Here is a 25,113-nt window from a genome sequence, read left to right as displayed (position 1 = left end):
GTGGTGATGAAGATGAATTCCAAAGCAGCTTTACCGATTCTGGCATGCATCTGCATCGCTTTGCTCTTAATCGGTTTTACGGGGAAGTCGCTCTCCCAGAACGCGGAGAGCTCTTCCGCCGCCGGTGCCGTCAACGCTTCCTCCTCGGCGATCACCGCCAACATCGAGAAATACGTGTTCCCCAAAGACAAGGTCGTCGATGTGAAAATCACGATCGCTCCCGAAGATTTTCAGGATATGCTCGACAACGCCGCGGCCGAGGAGCTGAAAACCGCCTCGATCGAATACAACGGAATCAAATTCGATAACGTAGGCATCCGGACAAAAGGAAATCTGAGCTTGCGGAGCGTAGTCAATTCGGAATCCGACCGGTACAGCTTCAAAATTTCGTTCGACGAATATTTAACGAACCAAACCTTTTACGGCATCGACAAAATCAATCTGAACAACAATTACAGCGACGCCACGTACATGCGCGAATATTTGTCTTACGAGCTGGCCAAAGAAATGGGCCTTCCCACACCGGAGTATTCCTTCGTGAACGTATATGTGAACGGCGAGCTTAAAGGCTTTTATTTGGCCGTCGAGCAAATAGGCGATTCTTACCTTGAACGGAATTTCGGCAACAGCAGCGGCGCCTTGTACAAAGCCGTTCAAGGAACCGGTACGGAGCTGAAATGGCTCGGGGCCGATACGGATTCGTATCCGGGACTCGTGCAGAAGTCCAAAGCGTTGAACGACGACATTTTGCTGGACATGCTGGACGAGCTGAACAACGGAACGGATTACGAGAGCGTGATGGACGTCGAGGAAATGCTGAAATTCATCGCGCTGAACGCGATTACGGTCAATATGGACAGCTATCTCGGCTCCAACAAGCATAACTATTATTTGTACGAAAACGACGGCATCTTCTCGGCTTTGCCTTGGGATTACAATATGTCATTCGGCGGGCTCGGATCTTCGCAGATCTTGATCGATGAACCGACACAAGGCGCATTGTCGGAACGGCCTCTGGTGGATAAGCTGCTCCAAGTCGAGGAGTATAAAGAAAAATATCATGACATTATACGAGAAGCGCTCCAAGGTATGCTGTCCTCCTCTGCATTCGAAACGAAAGTCCAACAGTTATCGGCGCTGATCTCTCCTTACGTCGAGAAAGACCCTACCGCGTTTTACACGTATGAACAATATAAAAGCGCCGTAACGCAGCTTGTCTCCTCCAATGCCGGCCGCGTACAAAATTTTGCGCAGCAGCTCAACGGCACGATTCCTTCCTCCGGCGACGGAAGCGGCAGCGGCGGCGGGATGGGCGGCCCTGGTGGTGGCGCCGGAGGGTTCGGCGGCGGCAGAAATGGCGGCGGCCCGGGGCAAGGCCGCGGGATAGACGGGCAGCAGCCCGGCGGCAATGCCGGGGCCGGCGTGCAAGCGATGACGCTTCCAGCCGGTCAAACCGGCGCGGTTGTTCAAACCGCAGCAGCGAATACGGAACAAGCCCAGAACGGGCAGCAGCCACAAAACGGGCAACAAGCTCCGAACGGACAGCAAAACCAGAACGGACAACTGCCCCAGAATGGGCAGCAAGGTCAAATGAGCCAAGGCGGCCGGGGGCAATTCGGTCAAGGCGGGATGGGTGGCGGGCCTGGAGGCATGGGCGGCGGTATGCCCGGCATGGACACTCCGTCGAAAAACGCAAATACGGCCGCAAACCGGAACGAGGCGCTCCTGACTGCCGGTATGCTCGTTCTGCTCCTGCTGTCGTGCCTGTTTGTCGCCAAGTTCAGACGGAGAAGGTTATGATGCCAGTTTATTTTTGCCGGGAGTTGACTCTGACGTTGCGTCATAGTTTAACATGATATTTGCGAGTTGATTGCAAGGTGTACAAAGTCAGACAAGTGGCCCGGAGTCGGACTTCTCCGAAACTCTCTGGTTTACCGGAGAGTTTCGGAGAGTTTTTTCATTTTCACTGACCGCTATTTTGTTTCTGCCACACTAACGCCCTCTCCCTCATCATATTTCGAACGTACACGAGCATCCCGCTCCCCAACTCCAGTCCTCCTTTCTCACTTCGCCCAAATTGCCGTTTTGTACTTGAATACATTTCGTTACCGTTATATAATTTCGTTACAAAATATATTTTACAAGGAGGCAAACGCTATGCCCGATCCTACCGCCGTCAGTTCGTCGCTCGACGAATTGTCCGAAGGGATGACCGCTTATGAGGAAGAACTGGCCGATGAAATCGGGGAACTCGCCAAGCAGCGCGATTGGCAGGGCATTCAGGAACGTACCGAATATGCCAAGAACATCCGCTCGTTCGCCCATAAAATAATGGCGCTCAAAGAAGAATGGGACCGCCTGAACGGCTTGGACGATACCTCCGGTACGAATAACGCCGACGAGGCCGACGTCGATAACTTGCCGGTAACTGCCCGCACGCGCTGGGAAAGGATCGGGGACAAAATCCGCGTTCAAACCGAGGGCGGCCGTTCCGCCTATTCGAACGTCATTCCGATCTGGCTGTTCAAGGAACTCGCTCTCGCTGCACTGCATCAGATCAAATCGAGCGGATATGTGAAGACATCCGACGTATTGAACGTCAAGCTCGACACGATCGTGGAGAAGAGCGATTACAAAAGAGCTCCGCGTTTACCGGTCTACGTCACGTTCAAGGTGCTGGTTAAAGAAGGCGTATTCGAAAATCCCGACAGCAACTCGCACCGGTACACGCTTGTAGGCGGCAACGAAAATTTGCTCCGCCGCTTTCTGGGTGAGCTTGGATAAGAGGGACAGCGGCAATGAATAACCGAAAGGAGAACATTGTATGGCGGAAAAAATGATTCGCAAAATCGGCGATCCCGTCCTGCGGCAAGTATGCAAGCCCGTACCTTCCGTAACATCCAACACGATCAAGCTGTTGAACGATTTGGCGGATACGATCCACTCCGGGGAAAACCGGGCAGGACTCGCCGCACCGCAAGTAGGCATAGCGAAACGAGTCGCCGTGCTCGACTACGGCACCGGACTGATCGAATTGATCAATCCCGTCATCGTCGAACGGTCCGGCGAGCAGAGCGGGTTCGAAGCTTGCTTGTCGCTACCGGGATTTTACGGTACGGTAAAGCGCTCGAAGTATGTCAAAGTGAAAACATGGAATCGGAACGGGGAAGAGACGTTCGTCGAAGGCGAAGACCATATCGCGGTATGCATGCAGCACGAAATCGACCATTTGGACGGCGTGCTGTACATCGACCACGTCAAGAAAGGCCAACTGTTCAACGAGCGCAACGACAAGCCGGTCGACGTCCTGCAAATGATAAAGCTGTCCAGAACGGGCGATCGGTAACATACGCAGAATCGTAACGGAACTAGCTTCCGCTACTCAGGTAAAAGTATCGTTCAAGGAAAAAATAAAGGAACTCTATTCCGTAAATTGACGAAAAACCGGCTTATCGGCCAGAAATCCCCTCAGATAGCGGAAAGAAGTTCCTTTATTTTTCGGGAACGATGCGAAAACAGCGGTTTAGCGGATTGGAGTTCCGTTATCGGCAAGCCGGGCATCCAGGCAAACCGCCTACAACGCAAACGGCGCAAGCCGGAGAAGCTCTTGGCGCGTTCCGATCGCCATAGCCGGCTCCGCGTCCGGCACCATCCACTCCAGCACGCGTACGACCTCCTCTTCCGCCACCGTTACGCAGCCCGCGGAGCTTAAATCCGGTCCGCTCCAGATGTGGAAGAAGATCGCGCTCCCCCGCCCCCTCACGATCGGGTCCTCGTTGTAGCGGATGACCGCCGCTTTCCGGTATAGCGGAATCGCCAGCCTCTCGAACGATTTCCATCGTTGTGCCGGATCTCCCTCGTAGCGGACCCATGTATTGTAGTCGGCCGAATTCGGGTCGTCGACCCAATAATCCTGCTCACCCGCGATCCGGTACGACCACGCCCCCGCAGGTGCCGGCTCGGCGCCGAAGCCGGTTCCCATGCGGAACCGCCCGGCAGGCGTTCTTCCGTCTCCTTCCCGCTTCAGCAGGGACAGCCCGTTTCTCCCGATGGCCGCCGGAGCACCTCCGATCCTCCGCCAGCCGCCGGCGCCTTCCGACTCCCATAATGTCAGCACAGCCTTCGTCGAGACATAATCCGGCGCTTCCACGACGAGCAGTTGCCGGGTGCGCTCGATGCCGCATACTTCCATGGACGCCAACCTCCCATTCCCGTATCCTCATCGGAAACTAAATTTATTGGTCTGTCCATTATACGCCGGTTCCCGCCCTCGAAGAAGGCACTGACGGAAAAGTAATTTGCATTGGTGTCCTTCCGGCCGAAAAAACGTCGAAAGTACCAAAAAAGGTCATCTCATTCCCTAGGTTTGCACGCCGCTTTTCATTACAATGAAACTATCTATGCCTATTGCATAGCGCTATAATAGATTTTGGCGGAGGAACCAACATCATGTTATGGACAATACCGGCAAAGGAGTCGAACCGATGAACCGTCATCTGCACGCGGATATCGTCATTATCGGAGGAGGAACCGGAGGAACCGCTGCCGCCTTGGCCGCTGCACGCATGGGACGCTCCGTTATCATGACAGAGGAAACCGATTGGATCGGAGGACAATTGACCAGTCAGGCCGTACCGCCGGACGAGCATCCGTGGATCGAGCAATTCGGCTGCACGCGCAGCTACCGCCAGTTCCGCAACGGAGTACGCGCTTATTACCGCGATCATTTCCCGTTGACGCCGCAAGCGCGCGCGAATGAAAGACTGAATCCGGGAAGCGGCGGAGTGAGCCGAATTTGCCACGAGTTCCGCACCGCCTGGGCGGTACTGAACCAGATGCTGGCGCCTTATGTGCACAGCGGCCAACTGACGATCTTGACCCGACATGCGATCGAATCGGCGGAAACCGATGGCGACCGCGTCGTATCGGCCGTCGTGCTGAACCGGGATACCGGCTCGCGGATTACGCTCACCGCTCCGTATTTCATCGACGCGACCGAATGCGGCGACGTGCTGCCTCTCGCAGGCGCGGAATACGTGACCGGATCGGAATCGCAGGCGCAGACGGGCGAGCCCCACGCGCTTGAAGGCGAGGCGGACCCGCTCGACATGCAGGGCTTCACCCACTGCTTCGCGATGGATTATATCGAAGGCGAAGACCATACGATCGACCGGCCGGCGCAATACGATTTCTGGCGCAATTACAAAGCCGACTTCTGGCCGGACAAGCTGCTGAGCTGGTCGGGCGTCCGTCCGCATACGCTGGAGACGGTGCAGTACGAGCTGTTCCCCGGAACGGACCGCTACTCGCTATTCCATTACCGGCAAATCGTGGACAAGTCGCACTTCGCCCCGGGTACGTATGCGGGCAACGCGACACTGGTCAACTGGCCGCAGAACGATTACTGGCTCGGCCCCGTATTCGAAGTTAGCGAGGAAGAACGCGCGAAGCATCTGGAAGGCGCCAAGCAGCTCAGCCTGTCGCTGCTGTACTGGCTGCAGACGGAAGCGCCGCGCCCGGACGGCAAGCAAGGTTATCCCGGACTTCGTCTGCGCAAGGACATCGTCGGCACCGAGGACGGACTCGCGATGTATCCGTACTTCCGCGAATCCCGCAGAATCAAGGCGGAATTCACGGTTCTCGAGCAGCATGTCGCCACGGCGTGCCGTCCAGACGGCAAGGCGGAAACGTTCACGGATTCGGTCGGCATCGGTTGCTACCGGATCGACCTGCATCCGAGCACGAGCAACCGCCACTACATCGATATTTCGTCGCTGCCGTTCCAAATTCCGCTCGGGGCGCTCATTCCGGTTCGGATGAACAACCTTTTGCCGGCTTGCAAAAACTTGGGCGTTACGCACATTACAAATGGCTGCTACCGTCTCCACCCCGTCGAGTGGAACATCGGCGAATCCGCCGGTTATTTGGCCGCTTATTGCGTAGAGCGAGGCGTCACGCCGCGCGCCGTGCGCAATACGAAGCCGGAGCTCGAGCAGTTCCAGCAATTACTTTCCCGCGAAGGCGTAGAGTTGTCCTGGCCTGTAACCCGGCCGGTCTAACCGATCCGCCCTGCAACGAACTTAACCATGAACAAATAAACGAGGTGTGTAACCGATGAGCAAAACCGTCAAAATCGCCGTCGTCGGCGCCGGATCGATATCCGAAAGCCATCTGCGTTCCTACAAGGAAAATCCGCAGGCCGAGCTGTACGCCATCTGCGATCTGAACGAAGAGCGCGCCCGCGCCAAAGCGGAGAAGTACAACATCCCGAACGTATATACGGACTACAACGAACTGCTGAAAGACCCGAATATCGATGCAATCAGCGTATGTACGTGGAACAACGGCCATGCTCCGATCAGCATCGCCGCGCTTAATGCCGGCAAGCACGTGCTGTGCGAGAAGCCTCTCTGCAAAACGGTAGAGGAAGCGCTGGCTGTAGAGGAAGCGGTCCGCAAAAGCGGCAAAACGCTGCAAGTCGGTTTCGTGCGCCGTTATGCTTCTAATACGCGGATCGTCAAGCAGTACATCGACAACGGGGACTTCGGCGACATTTATTACGCCAAAGCTACCTGCATCCGCAGACTCGGCAATCCGGGCGGCTGGTTCTCCGACATCGAGCGTTCCGGCGGCGGTCCTCTGATCGACTTGGGCGTTCACGTCATCGACTTGTGCTGGTACTTGATGGGCCGTCCAAAGGTGAAGAGCATCAGCGGGAATACGTACCGCAAGCTCGGCAACCGTTCCAACGTGAAAAACCTGAATTACTACAAAGCGGCCGACTACAATGCCGAACACAACGACGTGGAAGATTTGGCGAATGCGGTCATCCGCTTCGAGAACGGCGCTTCCCTGCTCGTCGACGTCAGCTTTACGCTGCATGTGAAGAAGGACGAAATTTCCGTGAAGCTGTTCGGGGAGAAGGGCGGCTTCGAGGTCGAGCCGGAGCTTTCGATCGTTACGGAAAAATACGATACGATCTTGAACGTAACACCGCAAATCAACAACTTGTCCTTCGATTTCGTTAAAGGGTTCCAAGATGAAGTCGACCATTTCATCGGCGTCTGCCTAGGCGAGCGAGAAACATTGAGCCCGGTCGAAGACGGCGTAGAAATGATGAAAATTCTTTGCGGCATTTACGAATCCGCGGAGAAGGGTGTAGAAGTGCGGTTTTAACCGATAAAAGAAATCGGCAAAGCCCTCTGATAATAATTATCATTCTTGGCAATACTATCGGATGAAGACAACAGAAGAGGGGAGATTGCAGCTCCCCTCTTCCACCTAATCGTCTTATATTTTCGATTCGAACGTCTTGCAGTCGGTTTCCGAGGAATTTCTTGCTTGAGTTCCGTGGCTGACCACATAGATAGAGGACGCGTTGCATTTATTGCCCGTCGCCCAATATTTGCAGGAATTTACTTCGCACAGTACGTCTTTGGCCATGTCCGTTCACCTCCCTCCTCTCTTAAGGGTGGTCTACTTGGGCATGGTTTTATACGTTTGGGTCAGTCTTTTTTCCAATTCCATGCTTAATCCAGCAGTTCCGCCCGCTCTTTAGGAAAAGGAAAAGAAGCGGCCGTATCGCCCGGGTTGCGCGTACGAAAGCCGATTTTAATATCGTCAATCCCGGTCACCTGCTCCAGCGCTTGCAAAATCCGTCCGGAATAGCGGGAGTGCAGCCATTGTTTCTGGTAGGGTGTGCGGCAAACAATGACAACCTGGCCTCCCTCCAAGTAGGCCTCGGTATGTTTTAGCCAAGTATCATAGCTGGGCTTGGAAATATCTCGCCGGATGAGCGTCAGCGTCTCGCTCCAAACACGCTCCATTTCACCTTCGGAAAGTAGCGCCTGCTTAACTAATGGAGCCGCTTCTCCATTTGCGGCATGGGCGTCCCCACCTATATCGGATACCCCGAGTACGTAATCTACAGTAACGTGAAACAGTCCGGATAAATCAACGAGGTTCTGCACATCGGGCATGGATACCCCCCTCTCCCATTTGGACACAGCCTGATGGGTTACCCGCAGTCGCTCCGCAAGCTCCGTTTGGGTCATGTTCCGGCTTTTCCGCAATGCGGCTATTTTCCCGCCGACCTGCTGCGCATCGATCATCCACATTCATCCTCTCGCTCGTCAATCGTTCAGGTAGTAATACGATAGCACACTGCGGGCTTCTGTGGCATGAAACGATTCGTTGAACGGGTGGTTTGTCCGATGCAACTTGCGGTTGCAAGCAGGCGCTTCGGCTTCCCTTTGCAGGTTCATCCGCCCGCCACCCCTCGGAAGTCCAAATCGTGTCTATTTATTGACGCTCCCGGGAATCGTTGCTATTCTTTGGGTGAAGCAGATCATATGTAATACGTTAATGTTAAATGTAATCTTGTAAGCGCTGCCAATATTCCGCATGAATCGACAACCTGATCTTCTGTCGCCCCTCCATGCGGTTCGACTCCAATCTTTATAGCTGACGGTTTTGTTGATAAGGCGAGCAATTAGGCCTTTTCGAACATAGGATCGACCATGCTGAATAAGGGAGTGGTTAGGAATGAACGGGAATTGGATGAAGGTCGCCGGTGCGGCCGCGATTGCTTCGCTCTTGGTCGTTACCGCCTGCGGTTCGGGCGAACCGGGAGGCTCGGGCGGCGAAAGCAAGGATCAGAAGAAGGCCGACGTACCGAAGCCCGCGGCCGAGCCCGTGGAGCTCGTATTTTTCCATGCGGGCGGAGATTGGAACCAGGAAGGCTACTTCATGAAGGAGTACGGCGACGCGATCAAAGCGAAATTCCCCCACGTCACCCCCAAGTTCGTGCCTACCACAAGCGGGTCGCTCGACAAGCTGGTCGCCTCAGGCCAGCAGCTGGACATCATCGTCAGCTCGGTCGGAACCGCCTTTACTACCGTTTTCCCCGCAGGCTTGCAGACCGACCTCGATCCTTACGTCAAAAAATACCAGTTCGATTTGACGCGCTTCGAGCAGACCAGCATCGATATGATGCGGCAGATGGGCGAAGGCAAGCTGTTCGGGCTCCCGCTGTACACCGCACCCGCCCCGATTTATTACAACAAAGACATCTTCGATAAATTCGGCGTCGCCTACCCGAAAGACGGCTTGACTTGGGATGACGTCTACGAGATGGCCAAGAAGCTGACCCGCAAGGAAGGCGGCCAGCTGTATCACGGACTCGCGATTTCACCGAGCCATTATTTGCTGCGCCACCAGACGACGCTGAAATTCGTTGACCCGGCTTCGCTCAAGGTGACGTTGACGACGGATCAGACGAAGGCCGCGATGGAAAATTTGCTCCGCTTCTACCAAATTCCCGGCTATGAGCCCAATGCGACCAAGCTGGGAGTGGCCGGCCAAAGGCAGCTGTTCCAGAAAGACCATACCGCCGCCATGTGGATACCGGCGAGTACGATGCATACGGCCGAAGAACTGGCAGGTATGAACTGGGACATCGCCGCGCTCCCCGCATGGAAAGGCATGCCTGGCACAGAAGCGCAAGTATACCCGTATCATCTGTACCTGGCCAGCAACGGCAAACATAAGGACCAGTCGTTCGAGGTCATCCAATATTTGCTCTCCGATCAGTTCCAGCTGGAAAAATCGAAGAAAGCGCTGTTCGTCTCGCTGTTGAAAAGCGATGCGATCCGCTCGGCCTTCGGTCAGGACGCGCCGATGTACAAAGGGAAAAACATTAAGGTCATGATGCCGACCAAACCCGCTTCGCCGTCTCCGCAAAGCAAATATTTCAGCGCCTCGTCCTCCCGCCTGGCGACGACCGTCGTGCAGGATGTCGTGCTGAAGGGCAAAGACTTGAACACCGCGCTTCGCGAGGCGGAGGAAGTGATCGTCAAGCAGATCGAGACGGACAAGAACAAGTAGAGCCGGACGCCGGGAGCTGAGAACCAGTGCCGGGAAACAGGCGGAGCTTATGCAAAACGATAGTTTCGGGTACGCGGAAAAGAACGGGTATCGGACTGGTCGCATTGCTGACCCGATACCCGTTTCTTTTGGATTTCGTGCGGATGCCTTCATCACAGAACTGGAATGGGGCCGCTGCCGAAAAAAAACCGCCTCCAGGCGCAAGCTGCGCTTGAAAGGCGGTCTTTCTTTTCTCTAACCCGCAAAAGGGTTCTGCTTATTTTTTCGTGGTAGCGTACCAGTCGTTAGCCGCTTTGATCATGTCGGCTCCGCCGTCCGCTTTCCATTGAGCCAGGAATTTGTCGTAGTTATCGAGCGGCTCTGCACCGGCGATATACTTGATGAACGTATCTTCCATGAACTTGTTGAGCTTCTGGGCGTTCTTCGCGATGGCGTCGATCGGCGGCGCGAAAGCGAGAGGATCGATGACCGTGCTGCCTTTGGCGTTTTCTTGAATTTTCGTATAAGCGTCGGTCAACACCGGATCTTTGCGAACGCGCGCTTGCCAGTAGATCGGGTAATTTTTCTCGTCTACTCCCGTCAGGAAGCCGCTTCCGTTGTTCAGATCGTCGTTAAATTTCGGCAGAATCGGTACATAGTTGCCGTTTTCCATTTTGTGGTGTACGCCTTCTTGACCGATCGTGAGACCTTTGAAAATGTCCTTATCCAGCTTCAAATCCAAATATTTGATAATCTCTTCCTTGTTTTCCGCCCACTTCGGTATAGCCGTATACCAAGTGATTCCGCCGGTGCTTACCGCAGCCGCTTTACCGCTGTCGCCCTTCACGGGAGGCAAAATGCCGATTTTGCCATTCGGGAAATTTTTCGCGAGAGCCGTGGTGATAGACGGCGCGTTGTAGTAACCGTTCTGCATCATGGCCGCTTTGCCGCTCGTGAAATTCTCGATCACTTTGTTGGACTGGTTGATGGACCATTCCGGATCGATCAGCTTCTCGTCGTACAGCTTCTTCATGAAGGCGAGATACGGCTTTATTCCCGGATTCTCGACCATGTGCGTAACTTTGCCGTTCGATTCGTTCCACGTCGTCGTGACGCCGAACGAGGTTGCGATCTGCTCAACCATCGGGGCTTTGCCGCCGGTAAGCGGAATGACGTTTTTCTTTTCTTTGATCGTTTTCAGCACGGTATAGAACTCGTCACGCGTAGTAGGCACTTTAAGACCGAGCTCATCCATCCAATCTTGGCGGACGAACATGCCCAAGTTGACTACTCCCGTTCCTCCGTGCGGAACGCCGTATATTTTTCCGTTCATTTTCGCACCGTTCCAAGACGCCTGGCTGATTACGTTCTTCATGTTCGTGCCGTATTTGTTGACCAACTCATCGATTGGCTCCAGCGCTCCGGCAGCGGCCAGCTTCGAATATTGGGTTGCATTCAAAATCATGAACGAGTACGGCTCTTTGTTCGCCATCAGCAGATTCAGCTTCTCGTCGAAGTTTTCTACCGGAAGCATGTCATAAGTCGTCTTGTAGCCCGTCTTCTCGTTCAAATATTTGGCCGTATATTCAGCGTTCGGATCGAAGCGGCCGTATTGAATGAGCGCCTTGAATTCCGGCTTCGGCTTGTTCGCTTCCGCTTGCTTGTTGTCGGTAGGGGCTGTGGACCCTCCGGACGTTTTCGTATCTTTGGCGCTTCCGCATGCAGCTACCGAAACGGCCAAAGTGGCGATCGATAGTACGGATAATGTCTTTTTGAACATAGGTTGAACCTCCCTTTAGCTGTGCAAATCATCGAAATGTCATCATAAGTGCGGCCAAGCTCCCGTTCGCCATAATACGTTTTCCGACCACCCCTTTCGTTGTGCGTTTCCCCGGTCAACCTTTGACGGAACCGACCAGTACGCCCTTTACAAAGTACTTCTGTAGGAACGGATACACGAGCAGAATCGGCAGTGTCGCCAAAATGATCGAGGCCGCTTGGATCGCCTGCGGCGAGACGTTCATGGCCGCGTCAACGTTGATTTCGGTGCCCGCCCTGAGGAACGTGTCGCTCGAGGAAACGAACAGCTCTTTCAAATACAGCTGCAGCGGCTTCAGATGAGCCGAATTGATATAAATGAGCGAAGCGAAGTAATCGTTCCAGAATTGCACCGCGAAAAACAGCGCGATCGTGGCCAGCACCGGCATCGACAGCGGAAGCATGATTCTCCACAAAATCGTCAAATTGCTGGCCCCGTCCAGCTTAGCCGATTCCTCTAAGGAGTCCGGCAAGCTTTCGAAAAAGTTTTTGATGATCAGCATGTTATACACGTTGACCATCGCCGGCAGGAACAGCACCGGCAGTTTGTCGATCAGATGCAGCTGCTGCATGAGCAGGTAAGTCGGAATCAGCCCGCCGCTGAACAGCATCGTGAAGATGTACATCAGAATGAACCATTTGCGCCCGCGAAGCCGGGGCTTCGAGAGCGGGTAGGCCGCCAGCGTCGTCATAAACAGCGCCAGAAGCGTACCGCATATCGTAATGGTTAGAGAAACTTTGAAAGCGTTCAGAAACATCGAGTTTTGCACAACATATTTATAAGTTCCCGTCTGGAAATCGACCGGCCAGAGCGAAACACTGCCTGAAATGACGGCTGCCTCGCTGCTGAGCGACTTCGCGATCAAGTTCAGAAACGGAAAGATCGTCGTAATTCCCAGCAAAATGAAAAACACGTGATTGAAGACGGTAAACACTTTCTCGCCGACGGAAGTTTTGATTCCGCGGGATTTTACTTTCCCCGTATTCAACGCCTGTTCGGCACTCATAGCGAATCCCCCTTTCTCCGATGCGTCACCAGATACCCCGCTGCAGGAATTTCCGGCTCAAAGCGTTGCCCGATATGATCAGAATGAAAGCAATGACGGAATCGAACAGGCCGACGGCCGTCGAGAAGCTGTAGTCCTGGTCTCCCAAGCCGACCCGGTATACGTAAGTTCCGATAACATCCGAGACGTTGTATACGCTCGGATTGTACATAACGAGAATTTGCTCGGTACCGGCCTCCAAAATATGGCCGAGACGCAGAATGAACATGAGCAGGATAATCGGGACGAGCCCCGGAAGCGTTACGTGAATCGTTTGCTGCCACTTGCTCGCACCGTCGATTTTGGCCGCTTCGTACAATTGCGGATCGATGCTCGTGAGCGCCGCCAAATATACGATCGTGCTCCAGCCGGTCTCCTTCCATCCGGCCGACGCGATCAGAACCGAGCGGAATATTTCGCTGTCGAGGAAGAAACGGATCGGCTCTCCTCCGAGCGCGACGATGATTTTGTTGACGAGACCCCCGTTCGTGGAGAGCAGGTCGATGAACAGACCGCTTACGATAACCCACGACAAGAAGTGAGGCAAATAAATAACCGTTTGTACGCCCCGCTTGAACGCCATATTTTTCAGCTCGTTCAGCAGAATGGCCACTATGATAGGGAGCGGGAACAGAAAAAACAGTTTATAGAATGAAATAATTAACGTGTTCTGGAACACGTGCATAAAGCTGTCGGAAGCGAACAGCTTCTCGAAATGCTTGAATCCGACCCAGGGGCTGGCAGCCAAGCCGTCGAAAATGTTGAAGTCTTTGAATGCAATTACAATCCCGTACATCGGCGTGTACTTGAATAGCAGAATGAAGGCGATTCCGGGAATGAGCGCCACGTATAAATCCCAGTCTTTGCGAATATCCGACCATAGCGTCTGGAAGTATGTTTTCCGGGCTTTCGGCACAGGTGCCGATAGTTCGGTCGTTGCCGGCTTCATCTTGTTGTCCCCTTTCTCGATCGATCGGTACCGGCTTGATCCGAAAGCGCGTCCCGTCGGTCATTATGTCATGCTTCAAGTGTAGCAAACGGCGTCGTTTCCTGTACCGGACTACTTTTACGTGTTTTGGTACTTTCGTGACAAGGTGCTGCGACTAATGCACGATGGCGCAATTGCCGCATGTTTCGAAGGCCGGCTTTGTGTGTGTAAACCGGCCTATTGGGATCGCATATTTCGACATAAAAGCTGCTATTTGGGCAGGAGTAGGCTCGGAGTTGTCCGGCAAACTAAAAAACGGCTAACCGAAGTTAGCCGCTACCTTTCTTCCCTCTCTACACAAACGGAGGGGACCATGCCTTCTTCCGCCAGCCGAGGCTCGTATCGACGACTTGCAAATCCCGGTTCAACCGGACGACTACCCCGAACGGCAGCTTGCGGTCGTACCAGAAACGGACGTCGCTCCAGACGACCTCGTAGCCGTCCAGCAGCTCGCTCCAGGAGACGTGAACCCGCTGCGCGAAGCCGAGAAAGGCCCGGACCCCGTCGGTCCCCATCGTCGCCCGGACGACTTCATGGTCGTCTTCCTTCGCATATTGCTGTTCGAGCGTGATGCGGTCGAATACGATTTTACCGGCATAGAAGCCGTTCTCCGTCTCCACGACGAAGCTCCATCTGTACCCGATCACATCCGGCAGTACATGATAAATGCCTTCGACGTTCATAAATCGTTTGACTTTGCGCAGCAAAATGGCATGCTGCCACGCCCGCAGCCCGATATAACCGAAGGTTAGCGCATATACCCATGCAAACACGCCGGCAGGGTCGTACCCGAATACGAGCCATAATACGAGCCCGGATACGTGAACCATAAACAAAAACGGTTCGAATATCGTCAATACGTCCAAATGAAGCCACTTCTTATGCACGGGCCGCATGCACTGGACTCCGTATACGTTCAGCAGATCGAGGAATACATGGAGCACCACAGCGGCAAAGCTCCACAGAAACAGATGCGGCAGCCATTCCGCCGACTGATAAGCAAAAGACAAAATAATCGATAAGACCGCCGGCCACAGGAACAACGCCGGAATCGAATGGGTAATCCCCCGATGGTAGCGAATGTAGAACGAGAAGCCTTTCAAACGGAATACGGTATCGAAATCGGGTGCATTCGAGCCTACCAACGTACCGATCAGAACCGCCTGCGCCAATTCCGGATGATGCGCCACGGCCGGGTCCAAATAAGCGAGTCCCGCAAGCGTTAACCCCATTACCAAATGACTGCCTGTATCCATCTGTTGTCACTCTCCCGTTAGGCTGTAATACCGGCATTCCGCTCCCGACCGACTTCCCATCTCTCGTCGACATTAAACCAGTAAAACCATTGGTCCGGCACCTCGAGCACATATTGCTCCAACAGCCCGTTCAATGCATTCGTCGCCTCCACTCGCTGATCCGCACGAAACTGCTCCTGCAAATAAACCGGGTTACCGAACACAAGCCGATGTCTGAATCCCTTGACCCGGCAGCCGAAGAACGGAACAACAGGCGTCCCGCGCTCCAATGCCAACGCCGCCGTTCCGCTCGGGCCTCTGGTCTCCCTGCCGAAAAACTTCGCCCCGGGAAACGTCGGCCGATAAAAATCCCCAAGCAGGAAGACGACTCCGTTATCGTTCAAATGGTTGCGCAATTTCCGGAACAGTTCCAGAGGCGGCGTATGATCATAGTCCAACCCTTTGCATCCCAACTGCTGGAACTTCAGATACAGCGGCCGCAGCTCCTTGCTGCCGGCTGTAGCGACGGTCAAGCAGCGATATTTCCGGGAAAGGTGCAGATAATAATAGAAAAAATTGCCGATATGGGGAGCGAATACGATGGCTCCTTTTCCCCGCTCCAACGCCTCCCGCAGATGGCTTTCCCCTTCCGTCTCGAAACGGTCCGTGTCATTCCGCCGGGGATCAGGGCAATCGATCATCATTTCGTAAAGTGTAACGATAATGTTATACACATACGACCTGCAATACCGGCGAATCCGGGGCAGCGGAGCATCAAGCAGCTGAGCCATATTCCGGATCACGCTCTTCCTGAACGACGCGGCGCCGACATAAACGAGCAAGCTTGCAACAAAGAAGAAAGCTAGCAATAGCCTGCGGGGAATGAAACGCAGCCACCACCCGACCCGCTGCAATCTTCGTTCGTCTTCCAAGACGATTCCGAGCCAACGATACAACCGAACTCCCCCTTCCGCTTCACCCCATAAAACGCCGTCTGTATCGGCTGGTCATGTTGGCCGTCTCGAGCACGATGAAAAAATCGGCCGTGCGGAACAAAGGATCATAGGCCGGTTCACCGGCAATCTCCGCTCCGAGCCACCGGTACCCTTTCATAAGCGGCGGCAGTTTGCGGTACAGCTCCTTCTCGCTGAAGGCGACATCCGCCGCCCGCAGTTCGTTGATCCGGTGCGTCTCCAGCGGCCGTATTCCGAAACGGTCCGTTATAAGGTTGCCAGACGCGAGCAGGCTGTACAGCTCGTTTACAAATCCGATCGTTGGAGCGGCTACGCTTGCACATCCGATTAAATACGAATAATTGCTCCGCTTGACGTAATCGGCGATGCCTTCCCACAACAGCTGAATCGCCTTGCCGTCCCTATACGCCGGCGCGATGCAGCTTCTGCCGAGCTCCAAGCTTTTCCACTTATAGGCACCGAAGCCGGACAGATCGAACTCGGTTTCCGAATAAAAGCCTCCATGCTGCATAGCCCTGGGGCCGGGCAGCAGCCGATAAGTGCCGATGACGGTATCCGTTTCCAAGTCGGTCACAATGAGATGATCGCAGTAGTCGTCGAAACGGTCCCTCTCCATCGCGGATTCGTTATACAGATTCGCGTTGCGCTCTTCCTCGGCGAATACTTGATACCTTAGACGAAACGCCTGTTCGATTTCATCCGTCCGCTCCGCCAGCTTGACGGCAAGAGGGGCACGCTGCAATTGCAGGCTTTCCAACGGCTTGCTCATCGAAGGGTCACACCTTTCCTTGTTAAATCCGGCACCAGTCTCCGGTCCCGCTTTACCTTTTCTATGATCGTGATTTCAGTGTAATGGGGAAGGATCAACGCAAAGTCCGGATTATGTTAAGTTTTCGTAATTTAACAATTCGCAACATTGCGCTAATACTCGGTTAAACAAACGGCTCTACAATGAGAGAACAGCCGAATGCAGGGGAGGTGTTGGAATGATTGTATTTGACGTCGTTTTGAACGGACGGATTCAGGAAACGCTGCGCCCCGCCAATCAAAGGCACATCGATATTTATTGGTTTATCGTGGACCGCGTGCCGGCGCTGATGCAAAAGTACGGCCATGAAATGACGATTACCCGAAGAGTGATCCAGGAGTAGCAGCTTGTTCCCGACAGATCATCCGCATTGTGAAGTTGAAGCCTGAACTTTTGATGAGGAGGGATCGCATGCGTATCGCCCTGTTCTCCGACACGTATTACCCGCAAGTCAACGGCGTGGCGCTTACCTTGAAGCGGCTGGTCCGGCACTTGGAGCATCGCCGCGTGCCCTATCGGGTATTCGTGCCCAAGGTGGTGGACGAAGATTTGTTCCAAAGCAATATCCACAGTTTCTCCAGCATCCCCTTCTTCCTGTATCCCGAATGCCGGCTCGCGCTTCCGAACTATGCATCGATCCGAAGCGAGCTTCACCGGTTCCGTCCCGATCTCATTCATATGGCCTCCCCATTCAATATGGGCTTATGCGGTCTTCATTACGGCAGAAAGCACGGAGTCCCGCATGTCGCTTCGTATCACACTCACTTCGACCGGTATCTCGACTACTATCATTTGAAATTCGCGGCGCCCTTGCTGTGGCGCTATATGCGCTGGTTCCATGAATCTTGTCTGGCGACGTTCGCCCCCTCGCGGGAAACGAAGGCGCAATTACTCGAGCAAGGAATCCGAAGCGTCGAGCTTTGGCAGCGCGGCGTAGACTGCCATCTGTTTCATCCGGGCAAACGGAGCGGTTCCGTCCGGGAGAAGTACGGAATCGAGGAACGGTATATATTGCTGTATGTCGGACGGTTCGCCCCGGAGAAGGATATCGACATTTTGGCGGAAATCATGACAGGTTTGCCGGAACCGCTGCGGACCGACGTGCATTGGCTGCTCGTGGGAAGCGGACCTCTTCTATCCGACTTGCGCCAGAAAGCTCCGGCCAACGCGACGTTTACCGGTTATTTGGGCGGTGAGGAATTGGCGGAGGCGTACGCCTCGTCGGACTTGTTCGTATTCCCGTCCAGTACCGAGACGTTCGGCAATGTGGTGCTGGAATCGTTCGCATCGGGCACTCCGGTCGTCGGAGCAAGGTCCGGCGGCGTGCAGGAGCTCGTTCAAGACGGAACGACCGGTTGGCTCTGTCCACCGCGCGACGGCAAAGCTTTCGTCCAAACCATCGCCTCCACTCTGCAAAGCCCCGATCTTCTTCATAAGACGGGCTGCGAAGCGCGATCGTACGCCTTGTCCCAATCTTGGGATGCGATCTTCGACGGCCTTCTGGAGCGATACGAACAACTGACGGGGGCTCCTGACAAATCCAAAGATCAGTGGCATTCGGCCTGACGCGGGAGGGGTACTGTGAAAATAACGGTAATCGGTTCGGGATATGTAGGCTTGGTTACGGGAGCGTGCCTTGCTTCCTTGGGGCATCAAGTGATCTGTGCGGATACGGACGCGGGGAAAATCGGCTTGCTGGCATCCGGGAAGGTGCCCCTATTCGAGGAGGGGTTGGAGCCGCTAGTAAAAGAGGCATTGACCGACGGCCGCATCCGGTTTACAACCGAGCTAGCCTGGTCGATAGAGGAATCCGATATTTTGTTTATAACCGTGGGCACTCCGTCTCTTCCGGACGGGGAAGCGGACTTGACCCAGCTATGGTCGGTCGTGAACCTCATCGCGAAATCCGGCGGCGGAAGAAAGCTGCTCGTCATCAAGAGCACCGTTCCGGTCGGAACATGCGACAGTGTGGAAGATTTGTTGCGTCACGGTATCGCCCGCAGCCGGATTATCGATGTGGCTCATAATCCCGAATTTCTGCGTCAAGGAAACGCCGTACGGGATTTCCTGCTTCCCGACCGCATCGTCGTCGGCTGCAAAACCGAAGAGGCGCGGACGATCATGAGCGACCTGTATGCGGGTATAGCGTCTCCGGTCCATCATTGTGACAGACGCAGCGCGGAATTGATCAAATACGGCTCGAACGCCTTCCTGGCAATGAAAATTTCGTTCATCAATATGATGGCCAACTTGAGCGACGAGCTAGGCGTCGATGTGGACGAAGTCTCCGCCGGTATCGGGGCGGACCGCAGAATCGGCCCCCATTTCCTGCAGAGCGGCATCGGCTACGGAGGCTCCTGTTTCCCGAAGGATATGAAAGCTATTCAGGCGCTGGGCAAGTCGGTCGGCTGCGAGCTTCCGCTGATCGAGGCCGCCGAACGGATCAACGGCAAACAGCCTCAATTCATCGTGGGCAAATTGAAACATTCCCTCCAAACGATGAGAGGCTCCCGAATCGCCCTTCTCGGTCTTACTTTCAAACCGATGACCGACGACATACGCGAGGCCCCGTCGCTGACGGTATGCCGCATGTGCTTGGCCGAAGGAGCGATCGTCCATGCTTATGATCCGATGATTCGGCAATATCCAATGCAGGAAGTCGTCCTGCACGGCGACGCGTACTCGGCAATCGACGGTTGCGACGCTATCGTTCTGCTGACCGAGTGGGACGAATTCCGGCTTCTCGACTGGGGCCGGGTCCGCAAGGCGGTTCGGAACGGTTTAATCGTCGACGGCAGAAACATGCTGTCCCACAGCGGGATGCGTTCCGTCTGCGAGCAGTACGGAATGACCTATCTCTCCGTCGGCCGGCCCGCCATCGACCGTTACGGCCTAACTTCACCCGGCGTCATCCCCCAATATTTGCGGAATACGCGGGTAAAATAACTGCCGTCGTGATAGCCGACCATGCTGGCCGCTTCGCTGATTTTCACGCCGTCGAGCAGCGCCGCCTTGGCGCGTTCCATCTTGCGCTCGATGACGTACGCGGAGAACGATTTGCCCGTCTCCTGCTTGAACAGTCTGCTTAAATAGGACGAATTGACGTACAGCCGGTCGGCCACCTGATGGAGCGATATTTCCTGATCCATCTCCTCTTCGACGATCCCGAGCAGCTGCTTCACGATCTGGTGGCTGACCGACATGCGCTGTTTCTGCACGTACACGGCCGCCCGCCGTACGACCCGGAGCAGCATGGCGTGAATTTGCTCTTTATGTCCGAGCGCCTGCGGATGGAGAAAATGCGCGAAGTCGTCGCCGGCCAGCTCCTTGAACGGCCAGCCCTGCTTCTGCATGATCCGGATGAGCAGCGCGCCGAAAAACATCACGTTCTCCTGAATATCGTCCACCGACTCCGCCTTCATCATGCCGCTCATCGCCCACAACTGCTCGAGCGTCTCGGCCGCCTTATCCTCGTCGCCGGTCTGCAGGGCGATCTCCAGCGTCTTCTCCAGGTTCGCGTCCGCCGGCAGCACCGGCTTGTGGCCCGGCTCCTCGCGGAATGGGATCGCGATGTTCCCGCCGTACACGATCCGGTTCTGAAGCGCCCGGACCGCCTGCCGGTACAGCTCCGGCACTTCTTCGCGGCTTCCCGTCGTCCGGCATATGCCGCCGCTTGCGGTCAGCTTCAGGCATTCCTTGACCGTGGACAAGAGCCGCGCGACGTCGGTGTTCACCTGCAGCATGACGGCATCCGAGCTTTTATCCGCAGCGGCCTTGAAGATTAGCGCCGTCGGTCCTCCCGGATCGGAGCAAACCCAGCTGTCCGGCAGCACCTCCTTGGCGATGCCGCCGAGCGCGAACTGCAGCACGGGCATATCCTGCTGCGAGAACCTCGTCTCCTGCTCCGATACCGGATCCATGTCGACGGCGACGACCGCGTATCTGGCATCCCGCTCCAGCTCCAGCTGCACATCTTGGCTGCGCCGCGTAATTTCCCATTCCACGAATTTACCGTTCAGCCAGTTGACGAAGAAGTTGTTTTGCAGATTCGGCAAGTTATGCCGCCATTTCTCCTGAAGCACATCCTGGCTGTGCTTCAGCGCAAGCTCCCTGCGGAGCTGGTCGGCCGCATTCAGCACCGCATCCAATATGTCGGCATCGCCCGCCGGCTTCAGCAAATATTTGAACACGCCGAATTCGAGCGCCTTCTGCGCGTAAGTGAAATTATCGTGCCCGCTCAAAATGACCATCTTCGTCATCGTGCCTTGCTCATGCACTTTTCTCGCTACGGTCAACCCGTCCACGCCGGGAATCTGGATATCGAGCAGCAGCAGATCGGGCTTCTTGCGTTCGATCAGCTCCAAGGCGTCGAGCCCGTTGTGGGCGATTCCGACGATCTCGATGCCGTGCTGCTCCCAAGGGAGATTGTTGACCAAGCTGTTGCACAAACGGACTTCATCTTCCACGATGAGCAAATTCATACGGATCCTTCCGCCCCTTTCTCGTTGTCGGTATCCGCCCGCTCGGGCGAAAGCTGAAACGTTTCCTTGCACCGGTCGAGCGGGAGCCGCACCGTAACGGTCGTTCCCTCTCCTTCCCGGCTGTCGATCTCCATCCGCGACCGCTTGCCGTACACCATCCGGATACGCGACGCCACGTTGCGGAGCCCGTACAAATCTTTGGCGCTCTCCATTGGCGGAAGCAAGATCCCCGGCTTATCGGCAACGAATACTTGCTCGAGCTCGCTCCGGATATATTCGAGACGGTCCGGCTTCATCCCGACGCCGTTGTCCGTAATCGTCATGAACACGAAGCCGTCTTCCAACCGGGTGCGGACAAGCAGCTCGCCCCCGCGGTCCCGCTGCTCCAGGCCGTGGAGAATGGCGTTTTCCACGAGGGGCTGAAGCAGCAGCTTCATGATCGGAATCGGCTTACTCTCCTCCTGAATATCGTAGGATACCGCGAATTTATCCAGAAACCGCAGCTGCTGCACCCGTACGTAGTAGTGCAAATGCGCAACCGTCTCTTCCACCGTGAACGTATCGCTCCCCTTGTTCAGGCTCAGCCTGAAAAAACGCGACAAGTTCAGCACCATCTCGCTGATTTCGTCGGCATCGTAGTTTTTGGCGGCCCAATAGATCGAATCAAGCGTGTTGTATAGAAAATGGGGGTTGATTTGCGTCTGCAAAAATTTCAATTCGGTAACGGCAAGCCGAAGCTGCTGTTCATAGCCGTATTCGATCAGCTGCTTCTGATCGAGAATCATCTGGTTGAACGACTGCGTCAAATAGCCGAGCTCGTCCTGGCGGTTGTTCTCCAGCCTGACGTTAAAGTTCCCGCTCCCCGCCCGCTTCATCCCCTGCATCAGCTTTTGCACGGGCGAGGCGATGCCGCTGTATACCGCCCAAGAAATCCACAGGGCAAGCAGCACGCTGATGCCGATGATGACATACGTATACAGCTGCATCTTCTCCGACTTCGCGTAAACTTCCTTGCGCGGCTGCATGAGCAGAAGCGACCATTTGTAATATTTCGAATTGACCTCGATCGTGAACATGCTGTCGTCGGCCATTTTGCCGGACAACGTTTCTTCCGTCGCATTGTCCGAGCCGGTAATGATTTTCCCGTCATGCGTAACCAAATAGATTTGCGCGTTGGCCGAGGGGAGCAAAGACCGGAATAGGTCGAGCAGCCTCGACTTGCTGAGCGTGACCGACAGCAGATTCGGCTGCCGGTCCGTATTGTACAGATCCATCGAACGTACGAGGGAAATGCCGTCCGCCGCCATCAGTTTGCCGAATGTTTCTCCGTTCGGAGTCGGCTCGTCCGGGAGCGTGTATACGATGCCGTTCCCGCTGAATCGCGCCATCTGCCTGAGCCAGTCCTGCTGGGCGGTGTTCGAGATCCTTCTGCTTCCGTTCGTCGTCGAGACGATCATATTCGAGAGGGAATGATAGATCGATATTTGCGAAATCATATGATTGATCGTCGTCACGCCGGACAGCTGCTTCAGAAGCTCTGTAAAGTTGACGACCGCTTGCGGGGACAGCTCCGAGCCGGACTGCTCGAGCAGCCGGAGCAGGTTGTTGTCCGTAGAGATCAGAGTGGATATTTCCTCCACGTTCTGCAGCGTCAAATCGATATAGTCCATCGAGGACGTAAGCGCCGCTTTCGTCCGGTCGGTCGTCTGCTCGACGAGCATATCCCGCGATTGGAACGTGGAGAACAGGCTGACGGCGACAAGCGGCAGCAATATAAACAAAAAATAGACGGTCAACCTAAGCTGGATGTTTTGATGATAGAGCCGGTTGAACCAACGAAGCAGGCGTATCGTCAAAACCCCCGTTTCCGTTCATATGACGCCGTACGTTCACTTGGCGGTCTCAGCATACCATGCATTCACTTCGCGCGTAATATCTTGTAAGCCTTCCTGCTTCCATCGCTCGACGTATTTCTCAAATTCATCGACGGGGGTAACCCCGACGACCATCTTGGTAAACGTCTCCAGCATGGAGGTGTTTAGCTTCGACATATATTTGCCCATGGACGGCGTAGGCAGACCGGTAAACCGATTCGGGATCAGATTGTTCTCGATCCGCTTCTGGTTATCGTATAGATGGAAATGCTCGCCGAGCGAATCGAGCCGCTGCTTATCCGTGTCGGGCTCTACGACGTCCACGAGAGCCGAATAAATGCCTCTGTACAAATGTTTGTCGTGCTCGGCGAAATTGGTGACCATCTTGCCGTTCTCCCATCTCCAAATTTCGTTTTGGAACCCGAGCTTCAAGTCGTTATGGCCTTTGCCGGCTATAAAATCAAGCATCCGGACGACGTTGGCGGCTTGTGCGGTGCCTGCAGGGATGACGTTGTATCCGCGGATAAGCTGGGAGGCGTATACGCCCTTCTCACCGCGCGAACCTGTCGGGTATTCCAGCGGAATCCATTCCGCCTTCGGATCGCGCTGGCGGTTCAGCTCGATCGGCCCCCGCGTATCGTACCAGGTGGCGGAGAACAGACCCGCCTGGCCGGACGCGATTTTCTCCTCCAAATTTTTGCTCCGGTTCAGTGGGAATTCCGGATCGATCAGTTTCTCCTCGTACAGCTTATGAAAGAAGACGAGCGCCTCTTTCATTCCCGGAAGCGTATTGGAATAGACCAGCTTGCCGTCCCGCTCGTGCCATTGGTTAAGCTGCGTACCGAACGCACCGAGGAGAGGCGCGGTACGTCCCATATTTTCGGTCAACAGCAGTCCGAACGTATCGTTTCTGCCGTTGCCGTCCGGATCTTGCGTACCGAACGCGTGGATAACCTCGTAATACTCGTCAAGCGTGCGCGGAGGCTTCAGCCCGAGCCGGTCCAGCCAATCTTTGCGGACGTACATGAGCTCGACCCCTTTGACTTCGGTCAAGCTCGGAATGGCATATATATGTCCGTCAAACGTAACCTGCGCCCATGCTTCCTTCGGGATTTTGCTCTTCAGGGCGGGACCGTACTTGTCGATCAGATCGTCCAGCGGCTCCAGCTTGCCCTGCTTCACGTAGTTGGCGAGCCATACTTTACTCGCAATATGCAGCATATCCGGTAAATTGCCGGATGTCATAATAATGTTCAGCTTCTCCTCGTAGCTTTGGCTCGGCGGAAGGAACACGTTGATATCCAAATTCGTGTTATTCTCGATATAACTCAAATACGCGTTGTCGTTTTCGTTGATTCCCGGTGGAAAAGACAACCCTAAACTGCTAATAACGATGGAAATTTTCTCCTTATCGTTTTCCGCGCCGCCGTCCTTTTTCCCCCCGGATGAAAAAGGCGACCCTACGACGGCGGCAATAACAACGGCACCCGCCGCTGCCGCTGCCGATGCAATGAGCCATCTCTTTTTAATTTTCCCCATGCGCCAATTCCTTTCCGTCCGAAACGAATAAGGCGGATAACCGTCTGCGCAACCCCCTGCCTTACAGCGCAAACGCTTTCAGCTATTGTCCCTTTATTTTATCACTTTGGAGATGAAAAAGAAACTTTGCTCCCCTTGGATAAGGCCCCCACATTAGGACCGTGGAGCTCATGGGGGCGTCGCCCCGGCGCGGGTATCGGCTGCTCGTTGAGCGGCATATCGATAGAAAGCGTTGCGTAATATGATTATTTTCGTGTGTGGACCACGGTTTATAATGGAATAGATGCATGTAAAATCAGCACCAAAGGCTAGTTTGGTGGTTTTAAATGGAAAAGGTGCAGCTATTTCCTTGCCAAGACGGCAATTCGTTCCAATCTGCGCGAAATAACTGGACTTTTTCCAGCTCATACTGTTTCGCGCGTCGTTTTCCCGAAAATAACTGTATCTTTTCCAGTTTGCGGGCGGAAGGGCAGCAGGCGTGAACTT

The 25,113-nt window shown here is 54.7% G+C and carries 22 protein-coding genes; 9 read left to right on the top strand and 13 right to left on the bottom strand.

What is annotated here, in order from left to right; genetic code table 11:
* Positions 1 to 12 precede the first annotated feature (12 nt).
* The 3 genes from FE783_RS24990 to def all read left to right on the top strand — a co-directional run bounded on the left by FE783_RS24990 (position 13) and on the right by def (position 3,346).
* Positions 13 to 1,800: a CotH kinase family protein gene (locus tag FE783_RS24990; protein ID WP_138882109.1), complete on the top strand. Its 1,788-nt coding sequence runs from the start codon at positions 13 to 15 to the stop codon at positions 1,798 to 1,800.
* 357 nt (positions 1,801 to 2,157) lie between these two features.
* On the top strand, positions 2,158 to 2,784 hold the full coding sequence (locus tag FE783_RS24985) for a hypothetical protein (RefSeq protein ID WP_138882108.1): 627 nt from the start codon (positions 2,158 to 2,160) through the stop codon (positions 2,782 to 2,784).
* A 40-nt stretch (positions 2,785 to 2,824) separates the two neighbouring features.
* Positions 2,825 to 3,346: a peptide deformylase gene (gene def / locus FE783_RS24980; RefSeq protein ID WP_138882107.1), complete on the top strand. Its 522-nt coding sequence runs from the start codon at positions 2,825 to 2,827 to the stop codon at positions 3,344 to 3,346.
* A 228-nt stretch (positions 3,347 to 3,574) separates the two neighbouring features.
* Here def and FE783_RS24975 read toward each other — a convergent pair whose 3' ends face one another.
* Entirely contained in the window at positions 3,575 to 4,192 is a 618-nt protein-coding gene (locus FE783_RS24975; RefSeq protein WP_138882106.1) for a L,D-transpeptidase family protein, read from the bottom strand.
* A gap of 292 nt (positions 4,193 to 4,484) precedes the next feature.
* Between FE783_RS24975 and FE783_RS24970 the strand changes: the two genes are divergently transcribed.
* Together FE783_RS24970 and FE783_RS24965 are read left to right on the top strand one after the other, a co-directional pair.
* Positions 4,485 to 6,059 (top strand): FAD-dependent oxidoreductase, encoded by a 1,575-nt coding sequence (locus FE783_RS24970; RefSeq protein ID WP_138882105.1) that lies wholly within the window; start codon positions 4,485 to 4,487, stop codon positions 6,057 to 6,059.
* Between the two features lie 55 nt (positions 6,060 to 6,114).
* On the top strand, positions 6,115 to 7,176 hold the full coding sequence (locus tag FE783_RS24965) for a Gfo/Idh/MocA family protein (RefSeq protein ID WP_138882104.1): 1,062 nt from the start codon (positions 6,115 to 6,117) through the stop codon (positions 7,174 to 7,176).
* A 114-nt stretch (positions 7,177 to 7,290) separates the two neighbouring features.
* Here the strand turns inward: FE783_RS24965 and FE783_RS24960 are convergent, their stop codons facing one another.
* The 3 genes from FE783_RS24960 to FE783_RS38720 all read right to left on the bottom strand — a co-directional run bounded on the left by FE783_RS24960 (position 7,291) and on the right by FE783_RS38720 (position 8,264).
* On the bottom strand, positions 7,291 to 7,443 hold the full coding sequence (locus FE783_RS24960; protein WP_138882103.1) for a DUF1540 domain-containing protein: 153 nt from the start codon (positions 7,441 to 7,443) through the stop codon (positions 7,291 to 7,293).
* 86 nt (positions 7,444 to 7,529) lie between these two features.
* Positions 7,530 to 8,111 (bottom strand): helix-turn-helix domain-containing protein, encoded by a 582-nt coding sequence (locus tag FE783_RS37685; protein ID WP_158302018.1) that lies wholly within the window; start codon positions 8,109 to 8,111, stop codon positions 7,530 to 7,532.
* A 21-nt stretch (positions 8,112 to 8,132) separates the two neighbouring features.
* Positions 8,133 to 8,264 (bottom strand): hypothetical protein, encoded by a 132-nt coding sequence (locus FE783_RS38720; RefSeq protein ID WP_274381459.1) that lies wholly within the window; start codon positions 8,262 to 8,264, stop codon positions 8,133 to 8,135.
* A gap of 280 nt (positions 8,265 to 8,544) precedes the next feature.
* On the opposite strand from FE783_RS38720, the gene FE783_RS24950 reads away from it, so the two are divergent.
* Positions 8,545 to 9,885 (top strand): ABC transporter substrate-binding protein, encoded by a 1,341-nt coding sequence (locus FE783_RS24950; protein ID WP_138882102.1) that lies wholly within the window; start codon positions 8,545 to 8,547, stop codon positions 9,883 to 9,885.
* 256 nt (positions 9,886 to 10,141) lie between these two features.
* On the opposite strand, the gene FE783_RS24945 is transcribed toward FE783_RS24950, so the two are convergent.
* The 6 genes from FE783_RS24945 to FE783_RS24920 form a co-directional block, all read right to left on the bottom strand.
* Positions 10,142 to 11,644, bottom strand: a complete 1,503-nt coding sequence (locus tag FE783_RS24945; protein ID WP_138882101.1) for a type 2 periplasmic-binding domain-containing protein — start codon at positions 11,642 to 11,644, stop codon at positions 10,142 to 10,144.
* A gap of 115 nt (positions 11,645 to 11,759) precedes the next feature.
* Positions 11,760 to 12,689: a carbohydrate ABC transporter permease gene (locus FE783_RS24940; protein ID WP_138882100.1), complete on the bottom strand. Its 930-nt coding sequence runs from the start codon at positions 12,687 to 12,689 to the stop codon at positions 11,760 to 11,762.
* 25 nt (positions 12,690 to 12,714) lie between these two features.
* A complete protein-coding gene (locus FE783_RS24935; RefSeq protein ID WP_138882099.1) occupies positions 12,715 to 13,677 on the bottom strand; it encodes an ABC transporter permease in 963 nt (320 codons plus the stop codon).
* Between the two features lie 332 nt (positions 13,678 to 14,009).
* A complete protein-coding gene (locus FE783_RS24930; RefSeq protein ID WP_138882098.1) occupies positions 14,010 to 14,972 on the bottom strand; it encodes a metal-dependent hydrolase in 963 nt (320 codons plus the stop codon).
* A 17-nt stretch (positions 14,973 to 14,989) separates the two neighbouring features.
* Entirely contained in the window at positions 14,990 to 15,907 is a 918-nt protein-coding gene (locus FE783_RS24925; RefSeq protein ID WP_138882097.1) for a lysophospholipid acyltransferase family protein, read from the bottom strand.
* 19 nt (positions 15,908 to 15,926) lie between these two features.
* Positions 15,927 to 16,694 (bottom strand): GNAT family N-acetyltransferase, encoded by a 768-nt coding sequence (locus FE783_RS24920; protein WP_138882096.1) that lies wholly within the window; start codon positions 16,692 to 16,694, stop codon positions 15,927 to 15,929.
* Between the two features lie 217 nt (positions 16,695 to 16,911).
* Between FE783_RS24920 and FE783_RS37680 the strand changes: the two genes are divergently transcribed.
* From FE783_RS37680 to FE783_RS24910, 3 genes are all read left to right on the top strand, one after another.
* On the top strand, positions 16,912 to 17,076 hold the full coding sequence (locus tag FE783_RS37680; protein WP_158302017.1) for a hypothetical protein: 165 nt from the start codon (positions 16,912 to 16,914) through the stop codon (positions 17,074 to 17,076).
* Between the two features lie 68 nt (positions 17,077 to 17,144).
* Positions 17,145 to 18,299 (top strand): glycosyltransferase family 4 protein, encoded by a 1,155-nt coding sequence (locus tag FE783_RS24915; RefSeq protein ID WP_138882095.1) that lies wholly within the window; start codon positions 17,145 to 17,147, stop codon positions 18,297 to 18,299.
* A 15-nt stretch (positions 18,300 to 18,314) separates the two neighbouring features.
* Positions 18,315 to 19,679, top strand: a complete 1,365-nt coding sequence (locus tag FE783_RS24910) for a UDP-glucose dehydrogenase family protein (protein ID WP_138882094.1) — start codon at positions 18,315 to 18,317, stop codon at positions 19,677 to 19,679.
* Here the strand turns inward: FE783_RS24910 and FE783_RS24905 are convergent.
* From FE783_RS24905 to FE783_RS24895, 3 genes are read right to left on the bottom strand one after another with little or no spacing between them, the layout of a single operon-like run.
* Positions 19,619 to 21,214 (bottom strand): response regulator, encoded by a 1,596-nt coding sequence (locus FE783_RS24905; protein WP_138882093.1) that lies wholly within the window; start codon positions 21,212 to 21,214, stop codon positions 19,619 to 19,621. The two genes, FE783_RS24910 and FE783_RS24905, sit on opposite strands and share 61 nt — an antisense overlap.
* Positions 21,211 to 23,070, bottom strand: a complete 1,860-nt coding sequence (locus tag FE783_RS24900; protein WP_238403249.1) for a cache domain-containing sensor histidine kinase — start codon at positions 23,068 to 23,070, stop codon at positions 21,211 to 21,213. The genes FE783_RS24905 and FE783_RS24900 overlap by 4 nt, the downstream gene beginning before the upstream one ends.
* Before the next feature lie 33 nt (positions 23,071 to 23,103).
* Positions 23,104 to 24,627: an extracellular solute-binding protein gene (locus FE783_RS24895; protein ID WP_138882092.1), complete on the bottom strand. Its 1,524-nt coding sequence runs from the start codon at positions 24,625 to 24,627 to the stop codon at positions 23,104 to 23,106.
* Positions 24,628 to 25,113: the final 486 nt, after the last annotated feature.

This window comes from Paenibacillus mesophilus (assembly GCF_005938385.1).
GTDB lineage: Bacteria > Bacillota > Bacilli > Paenibacillales > NBRC-103111 > Paenibacillus_AB > Paenibacillus_AB mesophilus.
This window is presented reverse-complemented; position numbering and strand designations above follow the sequence as displayed.

What these genes read in the sequence shown, in the direction of transcription:
- FE783_RS24990 (WP_138882109.1), top strand. Translation starts at nt 13, where the DNA reads ATGAATTCCAAAGCAGCTTTACCGATTCTGGCATGCATCTGCATCGCT.
- FE783_RS24985 (WP_138882108.1), top strand. Translation starts at nt 2,158, where the DNA reads ATGCCCGATCCTACCGCCGTCAGTTCGTCGCTCGACGAATTGTCCGAA.
- def (WP_138882107.1), top strand. Translation starts at nt 2,825, where the DNA reads ATGGCGGAAAAAATGATTCGCAAAATCGGCGATCCCGTCCTGCGGCAA.
- FE783_RS24975 (WP_138882106.1), bottom strand. Translation starts at nt 4,192, where the DNA reads ATGGAAGTATGCGGCATCGAGCGCACCCGGCAACTGCTCGTCGTGGAA.
- FE783_RS24970 (WP_138882105.1), top strand. Translation starts at nt 4,485, where the DNA reads ATGAACCGTCATCTGCACGCGGATATCGTCATTATCGGAGGAGGAACC.
- FE783_RS24965 (WP_138882104.1), top strand. Translation starts at nt 6,115, where the DNA reads ATGAGCAAAACCGTCAAAATCGCCGTCGTCGGCGCCGGATCGATATCC.
- FE783_RS24960 (WP_138882103.1), bottom strand. Translation starts at nt 7,443, where the DNA reads ATGGCCAAAGACGTACTGTGCGAAGTAAATTCCTGCAAATATTGGGCG.
- FE783_RS37685 (WP_158302018.1), bottom strand. Translation starts at nt 8,111, where the DNA reads ATGATCGATGCGCAGCAGGTCGGCGGGAAAATAGCCGCATTGCGGAAA.
- FE783_RS38720 (WP_274381459.1), bottom strand. Translation starts at nt 8,264, where the DNA reads ATGAACCTGCAAAGGGAAGCCGAAGCGCCTGCTTGCAACCGCAAGTTG.
- FE783_RS24950 (WP_138882102.1), top strand. Translation starts at nt 8,545, where the DNA reads ATGAACGGGAATTGGATGAAGGTCGCCGGTGCGGCCGCGATTGCTTCG.
- FE783_RS24945 (WP_138882101.1), bottom strand. Translation starts at nt 11,644, where the DNA reads ATGTTCAAAAAGACATTATCCGTACTATCGATCGCCACTTTGGCCGTT.
- FE783_RS24940 (WP_138882100.1), bottom strand. Translation starts at nt 12,689, where the DNA reads ATGAGTGCCGAACAGGCGTTGAATACGGGGAAAGTAAAATCCCGCGGA.
- FE783_RS24935 (WP_138882099.1), bottom strand. Translation starts at nt 13,677, where the DNA reads ATGAAGCCGGCAACGACCGAACTATCGGCACCTGTGCCGAAAGCCCGG.
- FE783_RS24930 (WP_138882098.1), bottom strand. Translation starts at nt 14,972, where the DNA reads ATGGATACAGGCAGTCATTTGGTAATGGGGTTAACGCTTGCGGGACTC.
- FE783_RS24920 (WP_138882096.1), bottom strand. Translation starts at nt 16,694, where the DNA reads ATGAGCAAGCCGTTGGAAAGCCTGCAATTGCAGCGTGCCCCTCTTGCC.
- FE783_RS37680 (WP_158302017.1), top strand. Translation starts at nt 16,912, where the DNA reads ATGATTGTATTTGACGTCGTTTTGAACGGACGGATTCAGGAAACGCTG.
- FE783_RS24915 (WP_138882095.1), top strand. Translation starts at nt 17,145, where the DNA reads ATGCGTATCGCCCTGTTCTCCGACACGTATTACCCGCAAGTCAACGGC.
- FE783_RS24905 (WP_138882093.1), bottom strand. Translation starts at nt 21,214, where the DNA reads ATGAATTTGCTCATCGTGGAAGATGAAGTCCGTTTGTGCAACAGCTTG.
- FE783_RS24895 (WP_138882092.1), bottom strand. Translation starts at nt 24,627, where the DNA reads ATGGGGAAAATTAAAAAGAGATGGCTCATTGCATCGGCAGCGGCAGCG.